The organism is Cyclobacteriaceae bacterium, from assembly GCA_013141055.1.
Classification (GTDB): Bacteria; Bacteroidota; Bacteroidia; order Cytophagales; family Cyclobacteriaceae; genus ELB16-189.
In genome coordinates this window covers 1057433-1074048 of the sequence record JABFRS010000002.1, presented here as the reverse complement: position 1 = coordinate 1074048, position 16616 = coordinate 1057433, and the positions used below count along the sequence as shown (strand labels likewise).

The 16616-nt window shown below is 44.9% G+C and carries 15 protein-coding genes; 6 read left to right on the top strand and 9 right to left on the bottom strand.

Annotated features, from left to right (window positions below; translation table 11 throughout):
* Positions 1-69: 69 nt before the first annotated feature.
* Entirely contained in the window at positions 70-393 is a 324-nt protein-coding gene (locus HOP08_19335; GenBank protein ID NOT77083.1) for a PadR family transcriptional regulator, read from the top strand.
* A 2-nt stretch (positions 394-395) separates the two neighbouring features.
* A complete protein-coding gene (locus HOP08_19330) occupies positions 396-3041 on the top strand; it encodes an FtsX-like permease family protein (protein NOT77082.1) in 2646 nt (881 codons plus the stop codon).
* Positions 3042-3054: 13 nt separating this feature from the next.
* Here the strand turns inward: HOP08_19330 and HOP08_19325 are convergent, their stop codons facing one another.
* The 6 genes from HOP08_19325 to rsfS all read right to left on the bottom strand — a co-directional run bounded on the left by HOP08_19325 (position 3055) and on the right by rsfS (position 9855).
* A complete protein-coding gene (locus tag HOP08_19325; GenBank protein NOT77081.1) occupies positions 3055-5007 on the bottom strand; it encodes a tetratricopeptide repeat-containing sensor histidine kinase in 1953 nt (650 codons plus the stop codon).
* A gap of 1 nt (position 5008) precedes the next feature.
* A complete protein-coding gene (locus HOP08_19320; protein ID NOT77080.1) occupies positions 5009-5395 on the bottom strand; it encodes a hypothetical protein in 387 nt (128 codons plus the stop codon).
* Positions 5396-5450: 55 nt separating this feature from the next.
* Positions 5451-6242: a hypothetical protein gene (locus HOP08_19315; protein NOT77079.1), complete on the bottom strand. Its 792-nt coding sequence runs from the start codon at positions 6240-6242 to the stop codon at positions 5451-5453.
* A complete protein-coding gene (locus tag HOP08_19310) occupies positions 6239-7012 on the bottom strand; it encodes a UDP-2,3-diacylglucosamine diphosphatase (protein ID NOT77078.1) in 774 nt (257 codons plus the stop codon). The genes HOP08_19315 and HOP08_19310 overlap by 4 nt, the downstream gene beginning before the upstream one ends.
* Before the next feature lie 359 nt (positions 7013-7371).
* Complete coding sequence (gene hflB / locus HOP08_19305; protein NOT77077.1) at positions 7372-9426, bottom strand: ATP-dependent zinc metalloprotease FtsH; 2055 nt, start codon at positions 9424-9426, stop codon at positions 7372-7374.
* A 57-nt stretch (positions 9427-9483) separates the two neighbouring features.
* A complete protein-coding gene (rsfS, locus tag HOP08_19300; GenBank protein ID NOT77076.1) occupies positions 9484-9855 on the bottom strand; it encodes a ribosome silencing factor in 372 nt (123 codons plus the stop codon).
* Between the two features lie 53 nt (positions 9856-9908).
* Here rsfS and HOP08_19295 point away from each other — a divergent pair, with 53 nt between their 5' ends.
* The 3 genes from HOP08_19295 to HOP08_19285 all read left to right on the top strand — a co-directional run bounded on the left by HOP08_19295 (position 9909) and on the right by HOP08_19285 (position 13389).
* A complete protein-coding gene (locus HOP08_19295) occupies positions 9909-10664 on the top strand; it encodes a biotin--[acetyl-CoA-carboxylase] ligase (protein ID NOT77075.1) in 756 nt (251 codons plus the stop codon).
* A 228-nt stretch (positions 10665-10892) separates the two neighbouring features.
* Positions 10893-12602: a GMC family oxidoreductase gene (locus HOP08_19290; protein ID NOT77074.1), complete on the top strand. Its 1710-nt coding sequence runs from the start codon at positions 10893-10895 to the stop codon at positions 12600-12602.
* Between the two features lie 184 nt (positions 12603-12786).
* On the top strand, positions 12787-13389 hold the full coding sequence (locus HOP08_19285) for a gluconate 2-dehydrogenase subunit 3 family protein (protein ID NOT77073.1): 603 nt from the start codon (positions 12787-12789) through the stop codon (positions 13387-13389).
* A gap of 91 nt (positions 13390-13480) precedes the next feature.
* On the opposite strand, the gene HOP08_19280 is transcribed toward HOP08_19285, so the two are convergent.
* Both HOP08_19280 and HOP08_19275 read right to left on the bottom strand, forming a co-directional pair.
* The gene (locus HOP08_19280; GenBank protein NOT77072.1) at positions 13481-14008 is read right to left on the bottom strand and encodes a hypothetical protein; all 528 of its coding nucleotides are present in this window, start codon (positions 14006-14008) and stop codon (positions 13481-13483) included.
* A 2-nt stretch (positions 14009-14010) separates the two neighbouring features.
* Complete coding sequence (locus HOP08_19275; GenBank protein NOT77071.1) at positions 14011-14565, bottom strand: sigma-70 family RNA polymerase sigma factor; 555 nt, start codon at positions 14563-14565, stop codon at positions 14011-14013.
* 167 nt (positions 14566-14732) lie between these two features.
* Here HOP08_19275 and HOP08_19270 point away from each other — a divergent pair, with 167 nt between their 5' ends.
* Complete coding sequence (locus HOP08_19270) at positions 14733-15086, top strand: AtpZ/AtpI family protein (GenBank protein NOT77070.1); 354 nt, start codon at positions 14733-14735, stop codon at positions 15084-15086.
* Positions 15087-15175: 89 nt separating this feature from the next.
* Here the strand turns inward: HOP08_19270 and HOP08_19265 are convergent, their stop codons facing one another.
* The gene (locus HOP08_19265) at positions 15176-16600 is read right to left on the bottom strand and encodes an SLC13/DASS family transporter (protein ID NOT77069.1); all 1425 of its coding nucleotides are present in this window, start codon (positions 16598-16600) and stop codon (positions 15176-15178) included.
* Between the last annotated feature and the right edge of the window lie 16 nt (positions 16601-16616).

The following is a 16616-nucleotide window of genomic DNA, read 5'->3' as shown; positions in this document are numbered from 1 at the left end:
CCAGATCTGCTTTTGAATTATATATAACTTTCTTATATATGTCCCGTATAATCGTTTTAACCAGCAACCATGGCTTCAAAAGAATTGATCAAAGGCACACTCCGCATCATCATCCTCAGGCTCCTGTCCGAAAACAAGCGCATGTATGGATATGAAATGACCCAACGTGTGAAAGAGCTTTCAGGCAATGAGATCGAGCTCACCTTCGGCGCCATCTATCCAACCCTGCACAAGCTCGAGGCGGAAGGTCTCCTCACCACCAAAACAGTGATCATCGACAGTCGCGCCCGCAAATATTATTCTCTCACCTCTGAGGGTAACAAGACAGCGTCCACCGAACTGAAAAGCTATTTTGATTTTGCGAAAGCCATGAACCTGGTATTGAAATTTTAACCATGCTTCTCACCGTTACCGACATCGACTACATACAGTACGATCTCAAGAAGAAAGGGATCGCTGATGATAGCCTTTTCGACGAACTGGTAGACGACGTATGCTGTGACGTCGAGCTTAAAATGAAAGGCGGTGTCGCCTTCAAGAAAGCGTATGAAGAAGTTGTCAAAAAGATCGACCCCCGCGAATGGACCGATCTCCAGAATAAAGTGATCCTCTCTGAAAACTATAACACTCCACTCATGCTGAAGAACACGCTGAAAATGATGCTCCGCAATATGCAACGTCACAGAACGCATGCCGCCATCAATATCCTGGGACTTTCTTTAGGCCTTGCCTGCTTTATCGTCATCACTTTATACCTGAAGCATGAGCTTGGGTATGATAAGATGTTTGATAAACATGAATCGATCTATCGCATCACTGCTTCTTCATCCGTAGGAGGAAAGGTCAATCATATCCCCACTTCCTTTCCTGCGTTTGGACCCGAAGTCGTGGAGCGCTTCGGTGATGTGAAAAACTATACACGCATCTTTAACTACAAGTACACACGGATGGTGCCCACCTTCCGCTACGACGACAAGATCTTCTATGAAGACAAAGTGATCTTTGCAGACTCCAGCTTCTTTGATCTTTTTAACTTTCAGTTCCTGGAAGGTAATCCCGCAAAGGCATTAAGCCATCCCAACTCGGTGGTCATGACCGAGACAGCCGCAAGAAAGTATTTCGGTGAGAATAGTCCCCTGGGTAAGAATGTAAAGTTCAACAACCTCACCGAACTCGAAGTCACCGGCGTATTAAAAGATCTTCCATCCAATACTCATCTTCAGTTTGACTTTGTGATCCCCATGTCTGCCATGGGTGGATCGGGTGTATTCAGAAGTCCCAAAGTGCTGGAAGGTTATAATGTTGACTGGTTCTGGACTTATTTCACGATCGACAACCCGGCACAGGTGGCAATAGTGGAGGCGGGTCTCAACAAGATCGCCACCGACAGGATACCGGACTTTCAAAAAGAATACGACGCTAAATTTTATCTCCAGCCGCTCGACAAGATCCACTTGTATTCTGAGTTTGACTACAACACCGACATTAGTCCCAACGGTGATATCAAAAGCTTTTACATATTCATTTCAGTAGGCATCCTCGTGCTGATCATATCCGCGATCAACTTCATCAACCTCACCATGGCAACGGCCTCCCGCCGATACAAGGAGATCGGTATCGGCAAAGTGCTGGGTGCACTCAAGTCACAACTGCGCATGCAATTCATTTTTGAATCGATCGCGGTTTGCATGATATCGTTGCTCATTGGATTCTTTATGCTGCAGGCATTGCTTCCATTGTTCAGCAACCTGCTGGGAGTTTCACTCACTCTTACTTTTCAGGAAAACATCGGGCTGATCGGCGGCATTGTTTTATTCACAGCACTGGTCGGAGTGACTGCCGGAGCATATCCCGCATTCTTTGTTGCATCGTTTGAACCGCAGCGTGTACTTAAAGGTGTGTGGAAGCCGGGCGAAGGCGGAGCAAGCTTCAGAAAAATTCTCGTGGGTGCACAGATCAGCATCTCGATCTTTCTGATCATCGGCACCATTGTGATCTATGAGCAACTGCAATTCATACAAAACAAATCCCTGGGTTACGACAAAGACCAGGTGATCATGTTGACCATTCGCGGGACAGCGCTGGTCAAATCATACCATGCCTTTAAAGAAAACCTGCTGTCTCAGAATTCTATCGTCAGTGTTTCATCAGTGTCAGAACCGGTAGGACGCGAGGTACAGTTTATGGATTTCACAGTGGAAGGTCAGGAGAAGCCGCAGTTTGTAAAGATCCTGAATGTGACACACGACTTTGTAAAAACAATGGGACTGGAGATCGTCAAGGGGAGAGACTATTCACGCGAGCATTCCACCGATTCTATTTCAGGTTTTTTAGTCAACGAAGCATTTGTAAAAACCTATGGATGGGATGAGCCTGTTGGGAAAGCACTGGATCACACATTCCGCAAGGTAAAAGAGGGAACCGTGATAGGAGTGGTGAAAGACTTCAACTTTGAGCCGCTCCAAAAGCAGATTGATCCGATCATCATCTGGTTCGGTTCTCCAAACTGGTATGCGGCAGTGAAGATCCAGAAAGGAAAAACAAACGAAGCACTGGCTGCCATAGAAGCAGAGTGGAAGAAGTTTGAATCAGAGAAACCTGTTGCGTTTCACTTCCTTGACCAGTCGATCGATAAGGTCTATGAGGGAGAGAAGCGACTGAGCAATGTGTTCATGATCTTCTCATTGTTTTCAATCTTCACGGCCGTGCTGGGATTGTATGGACTGATATCTTTTATTGCTGAGCAACGCCTGGCAGAGATCGGTATCCGTAAAGTAATGGGTGCTTCAGTGAATAATATCCTTTACCTGATCTCACGGGAATATGTTTACCTCGTGGTCATAGCATTTGTGTTGTCAGCACCGCTTACTTATCTCATCGTTGATCGCTGGCTGCAGAGCTTTGCATTCCGTATTCCATGGAACCCGGTATTCTTTGCATTGGGATTTATCCTTAGCGGAGGAATTGTAATAACGACGGTGTCATTGAAGGCACTGAAAGCCGCGCAGTCCAATCCGGTGGATACTCTAAAATACGAATGATGTGATGATGAAGTCAGGCTTTGCGGAGGAAGACATGAAAGGTGCTTCCTTTTCCAGCTTCGCTTGTCACCAGTAATCTGCCGCCATTATTTTCTGCCATCTCTTTGCAGAGAAGAAGTCCGAGGCCGGTTCCTTTTTCACCATCGGTGCCATGGGTGGTGCGGGCTGTAACATTGTCGAAGAGATTTTCAACCTGCTCTTTCGACATTCCAATGCCGGTGTCGCTTACGCGGATCTCCACGTGATCGTCAGTGATTTCAGAAGTGATGGAGATCGAGCCACCATTGACAGTAAATTTGATCGCATTGTGGATGAGATTCCTGAAGATGAGCTCCGTTTGATTCTTATCTGCATAGACCGAGGCATCTTTTGGGATATCATTCGAGAACGTGAGCTTCTTCTCAGCGGCAGTCTCCAGAAACAATAACAGGCATTTCTCTGTCACTACCCTTACCGGAATCGTCGTGGGGTTGTAGGACATTCCCTTCATCTGTGATTGCGACCAGTGCAAAAGATTTTCAAGGGTCTCGCTTACACCAGTGAGTCGCTGGTTGATCTTGGGTGCAAAAGATTTAAACTCCTGGTCGTTGATCTCATTTCCCGCCAGCAGACTCAGTAAACCTTTTAGACTCGACAGCGGACTTCTCAGATCGTGACTGATAATGGAGAAGAACTTGTCCTTGATATCATTAGCTTCTTTAAGCTTCAGATTTTGTTCGGCGATCTCCTGATTCTTCTCCTGAAGCAATCGGTTAGTCTCTTTCCGCTGACGGTTATTCCTCGCGGCAAGAAGCACCACTGCAATGAAGAAGGCGAGGACTATTCCAAACAGTACTTCATAGATGAGCTGCTCTTTCTTCTCCTGTTCGTTGGCAAATTCAAGCTCTTCGATTTTATTCTGTCCTTCAAACTCAAGTCGGGTGAGCATTGCTTTTTGAGTGGTCTCCCAGTTCAGCAATGAATCCCGCAGATGCATGTACGACATGTGGTTGTGATAGGCGAGAGGATAGTTGCTGATGCCTTCATATCCTTTCGCAAGTCCATCGTATGAATCTTTCAATATTTCAAGAATGTGCAACGGGCGACTTTCATCAATGGCCTCGTTGAACTTGCTGATGGCTTCTTTGTAGCGATGTTGTTTCAGGTAGACCTGACCGATGATGCTCTTGTCGTATGCGACAACCGCTTTATCATCGGCTTCGATCCCTGCCTGTATGGATCGTTGAAGATTCTGAAGAGCAGAGTCATATTGTCCTTCTTGTAAAAAAATGAGTCCCTGTGAATTATAGTTGTAGCTTACAAGCTGTGGATCGTTCAGTGACTTTGATAGTTCAAGTCCAAGCAATGCCAGTCTGTGAGCTTCTGTTAAATTCTGATTGAGCCCGGCATAGATCCATGTTATGTTTCCGTAAAAGGAGGCCATGTTCCTTTTATCCTTTTTGCGTTCGAAGATCTTGAGAGCATTGAGCTGATATTGAAGTGCCACATCATATTGCTTGAAGCCAAAAGTATAGATGAGACCCAGCGCGCGGTTGGACATGGCCATTCCCACTGAGTCGTGCGACTGTTCGCTGAACTTAAGTGATCTCATGCTATGCTCAACGGCACTGGCATAATTCCCCTGGCGGTATTCATATTCTGCAATACAGTTGAGAGCAACAATTTCTCCGTGCCTGTATCCTTTGGACTGGGAAAGGTGGAGAGCCATGTCTGCATATTTCCTGGCCGTATCCGGCTTGGAGGGAAGGTATTTTTGTGAGAGCTGACAGTAGATGTCAATGGAAACGGAATCTACAGGATGCGTTGCAAGGATTCGCTCAAGGCTGTCAATCTTTATAGGTGCTGCGCACACGGATGTACCGGCGATAAAAGCTATCGCAAGGATGGCAGCAACTTTAGACATCTTGAAAAATACAGAAACTAAATTCAGAATGGCAACGCGGGTAAGGAAATATGTTGTTGCCACGCTAATTCCTTATTTGCAATAACAGCCATTGCTCAGCCATCATTTTATCGACGAAGATCTTGAAGTTGAATCCCCTCTGACTGCAGATGTCTTCCCAGAACTTTTCGGAAGAGAGCTCGTCTTTTGGAATGATGATGCTCAGGCAAAGCTTTTGCAATACGGGAGTCTGCGTTTCGTACAGCCGGGTGATATTGAAGATATCGTTGTTGGAAAGCTGGGTTCTGGTTTCGGTGTAATCCACCAGAAGGAAAGTGCTGCCGGTTTGTTCCACCACTTTGGCGAATGCCCTGGTGCTGTCGAGAATTTCCTGGAGGTTGCTTCTTTCGCCCTTGCCCTTTATGAAGAGATATTTCTCTCTCTTCTCAAAACTCAGTTGAAATTCTTTCATGGCTCAGGGCCACTAAGCTAGTCAATATCGAAATGTTATCAATCTGGAGGGGAAATTAATAAGGCTTAAAATCGAGTATCGTCACCCGGTTGCTTTCGACAGCATAGAGCTTGTCTTCATTGATCAAAGCAAATTTACAAGCCATCGGCAGTGGCACGAATCTCCTTTCATCATTGAAGAGATCCAGAAAGATCAGTTGCTTGTCCTTCATGAAATAGATCTCTTCGCCAAGGAAGTTGAAATAGGTAAGATCTTTTTCGCCAAACGTTTTAACAAACTTTCCTAAAGCATTATAAAGATGAATGCCTGAATTCTTATCCAGCAGAAAGAGATAATTCTGATACTCGCGCATGTAAACGTAATCTTTCACCTTCTTGGTAGGAAGATGAATCAGTATTGCTTCCAGTGAAATGCTGGAGGATTTCATCTTTGTCTTTTTGATGCTGAAGTCCGCTGAATCGAGGATCCACAATTCGTGAAGAGAAGGAGCCACTAACCATGGGTTGATGGCAAACGCAGGATCCAATGGAAACTTTGTTACTTCCATAAGATCGGAAGAAATGTTTCCATAATGATTTCCATCAACCATATAATAGAATGACTGCACGCCATCCAATGGATCAAGCAGAGTAGGGGGTCCTTTGAAACTGTGACTACCGATTTTCTTTCCCTGTTTGTCGTACTTCAGAACTTCTCCTGTTTGCAAGACAAGAAACAGATCGCCCGGCCTGTCGACACCTGCCCAGATGATATCTCCTTTGGTTTCGAATGTGATCTTTTTATTATTCTGGGCGATGGCTCCCGGAATGAGAATAAGAGTGATGAGGAAGAGTAGTATGAACCTCATCCCTGGAAAGTTTTGAGTTCAAAATTCCTACCATCATATACTCCGTAGGTTGAGCCATGCACCCACTCACCGATATTGACGTATCGGCTGTTCTCACCCACTTTCAGATCGAGTGGAATATGACGATGACCGAAAACATAAAAATCGTGATGAGCGATCTGCTCCTGTTCCTTGCACCACAGGAGCAGGAACTCTTTTTCCTCACCTTTAAAATGTTCTTCGGATTTCATGTTGTTGATGCGGCTCTGCCTACTCCAGAAATTAGCAATGCCCATGCCGAGATTTGGATGGATCCTGGCAAACAGCCACTGGCACACTTTACTGTTGAAAAAACCTTTAAGAATCTTGTAGCCTGTCTCTCCTGGGCCTAATCCATCGCCGTGGCCGACGATAAGTTTTTGATTTCCTGCTTTGAGGAGAATCGGTTCACGATACACCGGTATGCCGAACTCTTTAGGAAAGTAGTCGAACATCCACATATCGTGATTTCCTGTAAAGAAGTAGATAGGGATTCCTGCATCTCTTAGTTCCGCCAGCTTCCCCTGCAATCTTATAAATCCTTTTGGGATAGTCTGCCGGTATTCAAACCAGAAGTCAAAGATGTCTCCCAACAGATAGATGGAATGCGCATCTTTCTTTACCTGTTCCAGCCATGCGACGATCTTCTTTTCACGGACAAGACTGGCTTCGTGATTGGGAACGCCAAGGTGGAAATCGGAGGCGAAGTAGATTTTCTGAGAAGTGGGAAGAGTTACTGCTTGTTCTTGCATCGAAGAACAAAGATAGATAACTACTTCAGCTTAAGCCAACCCTGTAGCACTAAGGCTACAGGGCACTAATACTACAGGGCACTAAGGTTACGCCATGTTGAATTATGTTGCACCATCAGCGTAGCTGATCATCTGTGGCCATCATTGGTATTGTCTGCCGGATGGATCTGTGAAAATCTTTGGCATCCGTGGCCCTGTAGCAGCTATAGAGCATACCATATGGCCTTAGTGCTACATGGTTTCGTTCAGAAGATCGATGAAAACACCGATCTAAGACAAGGATGGGTGAGTTATCACTTCAAAAAAAAATCAGGCACCCTTGACGGTACCTGATCTTCTTTTATACACTTGGATATTCTTTAAGAACCTATCGGCAGATCGCTTGGAATGTCGCTCGGCTCTGTCAGCTCTTCTTTCTTTAGATCTTTCAGCTCGCTTTCTTTCTTTGCTTCTTCTTTTCCGTTGGTGAACTTCTCATAGTTCGTCAGGCTGCTGAAGGGCCTCTTGCCAATCAATCGCTCAAGATCAGTCTGGAAGAGAATTTCTTTCTCCAGCAATTCTTTTGCAATGATCTCAAGATGATCGCGGTGATCATTCAACAACTTCTTGGTGCGCTGATAACAGAAGTCAATCAATGCGCGGACTTCCTTATCGATCTTCTCTGCTGTTGCATCAGAATACGGTTTCTGGAAATTGTACTCCGACTGCTTGCTGTCGTAGAACGAAATGTTTCCAATCTCCTTATTCATACCATACACCGTAACGATGCTGTACGCCATCTTCGTGATGCGTTCAAGATCACTCAATGCACCGGTAGAGATCTTATTGAATACGATGTCTTCAGCAACACGTCCGCCGAACGACATACACATTTCATCAATCAACTGATCAGTCTGATATAAGAACTGTTCTTTCGGCAAGTACTGTGCATATCCCAACGCAGCGATACCGCGTGGTACAATGCTCACCTTCACCAATGGATCGGCATGCTCCAGGAACCATCCCGCTACAGCGTGACCTGATTCATGATAGGCAACGATCTTCTTTTCTTCTGGAGATATGATCTTGTTTTTCTTTTCAAGGCCGCCGATCACGCGATCGATAGCATCATGAAAATCTTTCATCTCAACTTCTTTCTTTTCCTTACGCGCTGCAATCAATGCTGCTTCGTTACATACGTTGGCAATTTCAGCACCTGCAAAACCAGGAGTCTGTGCTGCCAGCTTTTTCGTATCCACTTCTTTTGAAAGCTTGATAGGTTTCAAATGAACTTTGAAGATTGCTTCACGGCCCACGATATCCGGTTTGTCAATGCTGATCTGACGATCGAAACGTCCCGGACGAAGCAGGGCAGAGTCCAATACATCAGGACGGTTGGTTGCCGCAAGGATGATAACACCACTGTCGGTTGCAAATCCATCCATCTCCACCAGCAATGAGTTCAATGTGTTTTCACGTTCATCATTCGCACCTGGTACCTGACCTCTTCCGCGTGAACGACCGATCGCATCAATCTCATCAATGAAGATGATACAGGGAGCTTTTTCTTTTGCCTGTTTGAATAGATCACGCACACGTGCCGCACCTACACCCACAAACATTTCAACGAAGTCTGATCCTGAGAGGGAGAAGAATGGAACACCGGCTTCACCTGCAACAGCTTTCGCGAGCAAGGTCTTACCTGTTCCTGGAGGTCCTACGAGCAAAGCGCCTTTCGGAATTTTACCTCCTAGCTTGGTGAACTTGCCTGGGTTCTTGAGGAACTCAACGATCTCCATGATCTCTTCCTTAGCTTCATCAAGACCTGCCGCATCTTCAAATGTGATCTTTACTTTGCTTTCCGCATCAAACAATGCAGCCTTTGATTTTCCAATGTTGAAGATCTGTCCTCCCGGACCGCCGCCACCCGTCATACGACGCATGAGCATCCAGAATCCGAATAATAACAGGAGCAGGAATCCCCAGTTGAAAAGCTGACCGGTAAGATCACCGCGCTCTTCTACGCGAAGGTCTACCTGCTGTTCACGTGGAATGTTCTTGGTAAGCTGTTCATACTTGTCGAGGAACTTGTCGATGGAACCGATCTTCAGTTTGTAATGAGGACCGTTTGCATTCATTCCGAAAGGACTGTTCTTCTCAAGCTCTTGCTTGTATTTGGCATTCTGCAATGCCTCCGGTTTCAATGTGATTTCAATTTGTTCCTGATCTTTTACGAGCACAAGCTTCTTGATATCGCGGCTTTGCACCATATCCTCAAACTTGTTGGATTGAATTTCAGTTAATTCACCACTGCGGTTAAGCCAACTGACTCCTAAGATCACGGCCACCAGTCCCAGTATTATCCATATCTGATAATTCGGTCTTGGCACTCTTGGAGGGTTATTTTTACTGTCTTTTCTGTCTTTGTCAGCCATTCTCTTTATTGAGCTTAAATAGTTTCAAATAAATAACGTACGCTTTGTCAATTAGTTCTAATCTGCGATCTCAGTGATCACTGCATCTCCCCAAAGTTTCTCAAGTGCATAAAAGCTCCTTCTGTCCTTTTTGAAGATGTGAGCCACTACATTGCTATAGTCGATCAAGACCCACTCTTTATTGTTTTTACCTTCTGAATGCCATGGATTTTCATTCAAACCCTTGAAAACTTCCTGATCCACGGAAGTGGCAATTGAATCCAGCTGTTTATCTGAACTTCCTGAGCAAATGACGAAAAACTCCGCAACGGAATTCTTCACTTCACGCAGATCCATCACAACAATGTCGCTGGCCTTCTTCTCCTGCATTCCCTTTACTACTAACTGGCTTAACTTTTCAGCATTCGCAACCTTCCTTCTCTTGGCCATTCACTATCTTCGGTTGATGGATAAAAACAATCTGTAAAACTAACTAAAATACCTTGTATAAAATCCCTGCCAATACGCTTTTCATAGGGCAAAACCTGATTTATGTGCCAGAATGTCACTCGACGAATTCCCTCCTAAGCGAATTGAATGACTCCTCACAGCTGCCGGAAGGCTCGGTAGTGATCACCGACAGCCAGACTGCCGGTCGTGGACAGAGGGGTAATACCTGGGAAGCCGAACCGGGGATGAACATTACATTTTCACTCTTACTTCGTCCGGTTTTCCTTCAGGCCAAAGATCAGTTTCAGCTCAACATGGCCATCTCATTGGCAATTGTGGATGCGCTCAGGAAATTTGTTTCCAACGGCATCAAACTCAAATGGCCCAACGACATTTATATTAATGACTTCAAGATTGGTGGAATCCTTATCGAAAACCAGTTGAAAGGATCAGCACTTTCTTCCTCCATTGTAGGGATCGGACTGAATATTAACCAGCAGCAATTCAGCTCACCCATTGCATCTTCTCTTTATCATTTCACGGGCATTGCTCATGATCTTAATCATGTGTTTCAGGATATTGTAGCATTTCTGGAAGCTGAGTATCTCGATCTGAGAGCAGGGAAATCCATGATATTGAAAGAACGATATATCAATGCTTTGTATCGGTTCAATGAAAATCACCACTACGAATCGGAAGGTGAAAATTTTCAGGGGCTGATCTCCGATATCGATGAGCAGGGTCGCCTGTGTATCGAAACCCAGGGGAGGAGCAGAGTGTTCTCTTTTAAAGAGGTTAAATTCCTGTAAGGATCAATTGATTCCCCTTATTAAGAATCATTTTAATTAAGCGAGAATGTATGCCTGTAATATGTTCAGAACGGGCTGATTGTGTACTTTATACACGACTTTGACGGATTGCTTTTGGTGATGCGATATGATCGAAACTGATCATGGGTGAATTCATCTAATAATGGTGTAATAAACTTGATTGCAAACGTTGAAAACCACTATATTCAAACTTCAAAATGAACCGTCATGAATTTAAACACTGAAGCGCAAAAGAATAACACGTACGATGCGATCGTAGTCGGAACCGGTATCAGCGGTGGATGGGCGAGCAAAGAGCTGACAGAAAAGGGATTGAAGACCTTAGTTCTGGAAAGAGGAAGAATGGTGAAACATCCTGACTATCCGACAGCAACAAAAGATCCATGGGAGTTCGCCAATGGTGATCGTCCTACTCAGGAAGATCTCAAGCAACAAGGCGTACAGAACCGTACAGGTTACACCATTCGTCAATCGACCAAGCATTGGTTCGTTAACGATCTTGAAAATCCTTATACAGAGACAAAGCGCTTCGACTGGATGAGAGGATATCATGTAGGTGGACGTTCCATCACATGGGGCCGCCAGAGCTACAGACTTGGTGACATGGACTTTACAGCAAATGCCAAGGACGGTATTGCAGTTGACTGGCCGGTTCGTTATGCTGATATCTCACCATGGTATGATTATGTAGAACAATATATAGGAGTTAGCGGATCGATAGAGAATCTTCCCCAGCTTCCGGATGGAAAGTATTTACCTCCCATGGAACTTACATGCGTGGAAGTAGATCTAAAGAAATCCATGCAGGAAAAATTTGGTCGTGCATTGACCATCGGTCGCACGGCACACATGACGGCGCCATTGACACACGGCAATTCTCCTCAGAGAGGAACCTGTCAGTTCAGAAACCTTTGCAGTCGCGGATGTCCGTACGGAGCTTACTTCAGCAGTCTTTCTTCTACCCTTGTGGCGGCAGAGAAGACCGGTAACATGACGCTTCGTCCTAACTCTATTGTTATCGGATTGATCTATGATGAAGCTAAAGGCAAGGCAACCGGAGTGAAGATCCAGGATGCTGAAACCGGCGAGCAGACAGAATTCTATGCAAGCGTGATCTTCCTGTGTGCTTCCACATTCGGTTCAACTTCTATTATGTTAAACTCCACTTCCGCTCGTTTTCCAAATGGATTTGGAAATGACAGCGATCAGTTGGGTCGTAACATCATGGATCATCACCTGAATGCAGGTGCAAGCGGCGATGTAGAAGGTTATGAAGACAAATATCTTTCAGGACGCAGAGCGAACGGATTTTATATCCCACGCTATCGTAATGTCGGATCAGACAAACGTGATTACTTACGTGGATTCGGATATCAGGGTGGAGGAAGTCGCAGCGGCTGGTCACGTATGGTGGCAGAGTTAAGCATTGGCGAAGAGTTGAAGGAGGCGGTCACCAAGCCAGGTATGTGGAGCATTGGTATGGGAGGTTTCGGAGAATTCCTTCCGTATGCTGAAAACCGTGTTACACTTAACAAAGACAAAAAAGATAAGCATGGTCTTCCAACGCTCACATTTGATGTTGAGATGAAAGAGAACGAGCTGAAGATGCGTAAGGATATGGTGAGCGATGCTGCGGAAATGCTGGAAGCAGCAGGTGTTAAGAATGTTCGCACGAATGACAATGCGGGTGGTCCTGGACTTGGTATTCACGAGATGGGTACTGCACGCATGGGTAATGATCCTAAGACATCGGTATTGAATAAATACAATCAGGTACATGCCTGCAAGAATGTATTCGTTACAGATGGTTCATTCATGACGTCTGCGGCGTGTGTGAATCCTTCTCTTACCTACATGGCCTTTACTGCACGGGCAGTGGATTATGCAGTAAAAGAATTGAAAAAAGGTAATATCTGATTGAACATCTAATTCGATAAAAAACATTGACATTATGAACAGAAGAGAAGCATTACAACGCACAGGACTTGTTCTTGGATATGCTGTGTCAGCACCGTTGCTGGCAGGGATTATGAATGGATGTAAGGCTGCACCTGAGCTAACCTACAAGCCTGTATTTTTCAATAACGATCAGGCAGCATTGATGAGTGAAGTTGCACAGATCATTATTCCTAAAACAGATACAGCGGGTGCGAAGGAAGCCGGTGTTCCGGGATTCATTGATCAGATCCTCAGAGAGTGTTATAAAGAGAAAGATCAGCAAAGATATCTTGAAGGTCTGAAGGCTTTTGACGAAGAAGCCAATTCATTTATGGATCTCAATCCTGCCGAGCAGGTCGAGTTTGTAAAGAAGATCAACAAGGAAGCCGTTGAACAATGGAGAGCTCTGGAAGGCATCAAGAAAAAATTCATGGGCAAGATCTATGATGATCAGTTCAGCACTGATGCCGAGAAAGAATTCGGTACGGCAGAGCAGGTTGCTTCAGCTGATACCAGCAGACTTACATCTTTTTACAGAACGGGCAACTTCAATATGTCTATCGATAAGAAGACTAAGAAAGTTCTGGAGGTATTCAGAAATCCTGATGCACGAAATTTCTTCATGACAACCAAGGAGCTTACAGTTTCAGGATTCTTTACATCGGAGCCTGGAGCAACAACAGTATTGCAGTATGAAGCTGTACCGGGAGCGTTCCATGGTTGCTTGCCACTTTCAGAAGTTGGAAAGACCTGGGCTACTTCTTAATTGATTTTAAGAATCGGAATTCAATAATTAGAAAGGCCTCAGAGATATCATCTTTGCGGCCTTTCTGTTTTAATACTTAGCAATACTATTTCTAGAGCTGTGTACCGGCCCTCTTTTGAAAGAATGGTTTCAGCACGGTACGATCGAGTATAAAGAATGCCAGCACAAGATTCAATCCTACGATGATCTTGACAACGAGCTTTCCATTGATCGACACGGTAGGTAATGATTGTTTGAAATACTGTGATACCGGTAACGTTTTGTCCAGGGAAATCGGACCGTTGACCTGATCGAAGATGCCTGCAGTGATCATTACTACCAGCATACCGGCAGCTATGATAATACCACCCAGTAATAATAATCCATTCTTTGGTGACAGGTATGTCGGAAAAGACTGCGAGTGAAGATTGAGCATCACTTTGTTGGTGAATGCCATAGAAGGTGTGTCAAGGGTGGTATGTGCCAACGTTCGGTGAACCAGGCGCAGATCTTCCAGGCGGGCCTGCAGGACTGCTGATGCTTCCAGTTCTTTTCTTAACTGGATAACTTCCAATTCATTCAGCTTACCGTCAAGGTAATTGAGGAGCTTGTCGTCTTGTATGGTGGTGATCTTCTCCATAACTATAAAGTTAATGCTTCTTCATTTAATATTTTTTTCAAGGCATCTGCCATACGCTGTCGCGCACGGTGAATGCGTACTTTCAATGTATTGATATTCTGCCCCATCAGTTCTGCCACCTCTTCCAAAGAGAATTCCTTGATATAATAGAGCTGGATCGCCAGCCGGTCTGCTTCGTTGAGATGATCCATGGCCTGCGCTACAAAAACCTGCTTATCATCTTTTTCGAGTCCACTGGCTTCCTCTCTTCCCTTGTCGTGAAATTCAATGCTTGACATCACGCGACTGTTTTTCCGCTTATAGCTGATGGCAGTGTTGAAGACAATTCTATACAGCCAGGTGGAAAATCTTGCCTGACGGTTGAATGTCTTCAGATAGTGGAACGCCTTAATAAAGGCATCCTGAGCTGCCTCTTCAGCTTCCGGACGATTGTTGAGGATCTTAAGCGCGATGGTAAAGGCATAGCTCTTATAATGGTCTACCAATCGGGCGTAGGCATCCTCTTTACCGGCCAGAATCCGGTCGATCAGGTCATTTTCTTCTGCTGCAGAAATCACCTCGGTTTGACGCTTTGAGTAAGCCTGAAGTTACATATCAAACAGATGAAAAGTGAATAATTAAGGACTAAGAAAGAATCGGATTCAGATAAATGAGAAATTTTCATGGTAACCTGTAACCTGACCCACGTGGGGGTGCGTCAAAGGGCTAAATAACAACAAAGATTATGGAAACCGACGTAATAGTGCCAATCATGGGAATAATGCTGACGATCATCATTACCCTTGGGTTTTTTATCATGATCGTCTACCTGCGCAAATTTCAAAACATCGAGCGTATGTCAATTATTGAAAAAGGACTTTCTCCTGAGATGTTTAAGAAAGAAGCTGAACCCACTACAGTTCGCTGGGCATTGTTGCTGATCGGTGTTGGTATTGGATTTCTGATGGGCTATTGGCTCGACCGGACATTTGACATGGAAGAAACAGGATACTTCTCTATGCTGTTTATTTTCGGAGGTATCGGCTTAGGATTGGCTTACCTGCATGAAGAGAAGAGATCTAAGAACAATAAATCCTGATTTGAAGGTTTAAAGATTCCCCTTCAGTTTTAAAGCGATAAGAATAAATGAAAGAGGCCAGTGAAAAACACTGGCCTCTTTTTTATGCCTCAGGCAAATATCCACTGCATGAGTGTTAGTGCCATAACTGTGATGATGGCAAGGCAGCAAAGATTTAACAGCACTCCTGTCTTTATCATATCCTTCATCCGGATAAAACCGCTTGCAAACAATACCGCATTAGGCGGAGTGGAGATCGGCATCATGAAAGCACAGCTTGCTGCATACGTCACAGGCATCGCCAGCCAGATCGGATTAATATGAAAGCCATCGGCCACACCAAAGACTACCGGAACAAAAATCGTCACCAGCGCTACATTACTCATCAACTCGGTCAATCCCATGGATATGGCTGTGAGTGAGAAGATCAATAACCCAAGACTCATAGTATCCTGCTTTGAGAAATAATTTCCAACGATCTGAATCAGTCCCGATTTCTCCATTCCATCCGCAAGACAAAGTCCGCCGCCAAAGAGGAGCAATATTCCCCAGGGAAGTTCTTTCATATCGGCCCAGTCCAGTAAAAATTTCTGTTCCTTAAGATTGATGGGAACCAGGAACATCAATATCCCACCGGCCATGGCAATGGTGGTATCATCCAGAAGATTGCGACCAATGATCTGATTCATATTCTGCCGGAAGATCCAGAAGAAGCATGTGACGGAGAATATTGCCAGCACCAGTTTCTCTTCTTTTGTAATTTTTCCGAGGGCTGTCAGCTTCCGCTGGATTAACTCTTTGGACCCTTCAATGGATGGAAGATGATTTACAAAAAGAACTTTGGTGATGATCAGGTAACATGCCATAAGACAAAGTATCATTAACGGAATACCCATCAGCATCCAATCAGTAAAGCTTACATCGAGATTGTAAAATCTTTTCATATAGCCCACCATCACAACATTCGGAGGGGTGCCAATGATCGTCGCCATTCCACCAATGCTGGCAGCATATGCGATTGCCAGCATCAAACCAGTTGCAAACTTCTTAAACCTAGGATCATTTTCCTGTCCCGCTTCTTTTGCCAGTAAATGTGTTACAGAGGCAGCGATTGGAAGCATCATAATAGCAGTTGCCGTATTGCTGATCCACATGCTGATCAGTGCCGTTGACAGCATGAATCCAAGAATGATCCCGTTACCGCTGGTGCCCGTCAGTCGTATCAGGCTCAATGCAATGCGCTGATGAAGATTGTGTCTCTCCAGTCCAAGGGCCAGAATAAACCCACCCATGAACAGGAATATCACCGGATCGCCATAAGGTGCTGCTGCTTCTTTTCCTGTTGAAACTCCCAGTAAGGGAAAAAGAACCATAGGAAGTAAGGCCGTTACCGGAATCGGCATGGCTTCGGTTGCCCACCACACTACCATCCATGCGCCAAGTGCAAGAACGATAATGCTTTTCTCGGTTAAGACTTCCGGAGTAACAGTAAAGAAGATCAGGCAGAAAAGGATTGGGCCGGCTGCGAGACCGATGAGCTTTGTTTTGTCA

Coding starts and splice junctions, on each gene's coding strand:
- HOP08_19335 (NOT77083.1), top strand. CDS start 70: ATGGCTTCAAAAGAATTGATCAAAGGCACACTCCGCATCATCATCCTC.
- HOP08_19330 (NOT77082.1), top strand. CDS start 396: ATGCTTCTCACCGTTACCGACATCGACTACATACAGTACGATCTCAAG.
- HOP08_19320 (NOT77080.1), bottom strand. CDS start 5,395: ATGAAAGAATTTCAACTGAGTTTTGAGAAGAGAGAGAAATATCTCTTC.
- HOP08_19315 (NOT77079.1), bottom strand. CDS start 6,242: ATGAGGTTCATACTACTCTTCCTCATCACTCTTATTCTCATTCCGGGA.
- HOP08_19310 (NOT77078.1), bottom strand. CDS start 7,012: ATGCAAGAACAAGCAGTAACTCTTCCCACTTCTCAGAAAATCTACTTC.
- hflB (NOT77077.1), bottom strand. CDS start 9,426: ATGGCTGACAAAGACAGAAAAGACAGTAAAAATAACCCTCCAAGAGTG.
- rsfS (NOT77076.1), bottom strand. CDS start 9,855: ATGGCCAAGAGAAGGAAGGTTGCGAATGCTGAAAAGTTAAGCCAGTTA.
- HOP08_19290 (NOT77074.1), top strand. CDS start 10,893: ATGAATTTAAACACTGAAGCGCAAAAGAATAACACGTACGATGCGATC.
- HOP08_19285 (NOT77073.1), top strand. CDS start 12,787: ATGAGTGAAGTTGCACAGATCATTATTCCTAAAACAGATACAGCGGGT.
- HOP08_19280 (NOT77072.1), bottom strand. CDS start 14,008: ATGGAGAAGATCACCACCATACAAGACGACAAGCTCCTCAATTACCTT.
- HOP08_19270 (NOT77070.1), top strand. CDS start 14,733: ATGGAAACCGACGTAATAGTGCCAATCATGGGAATAATGCTGACGATC.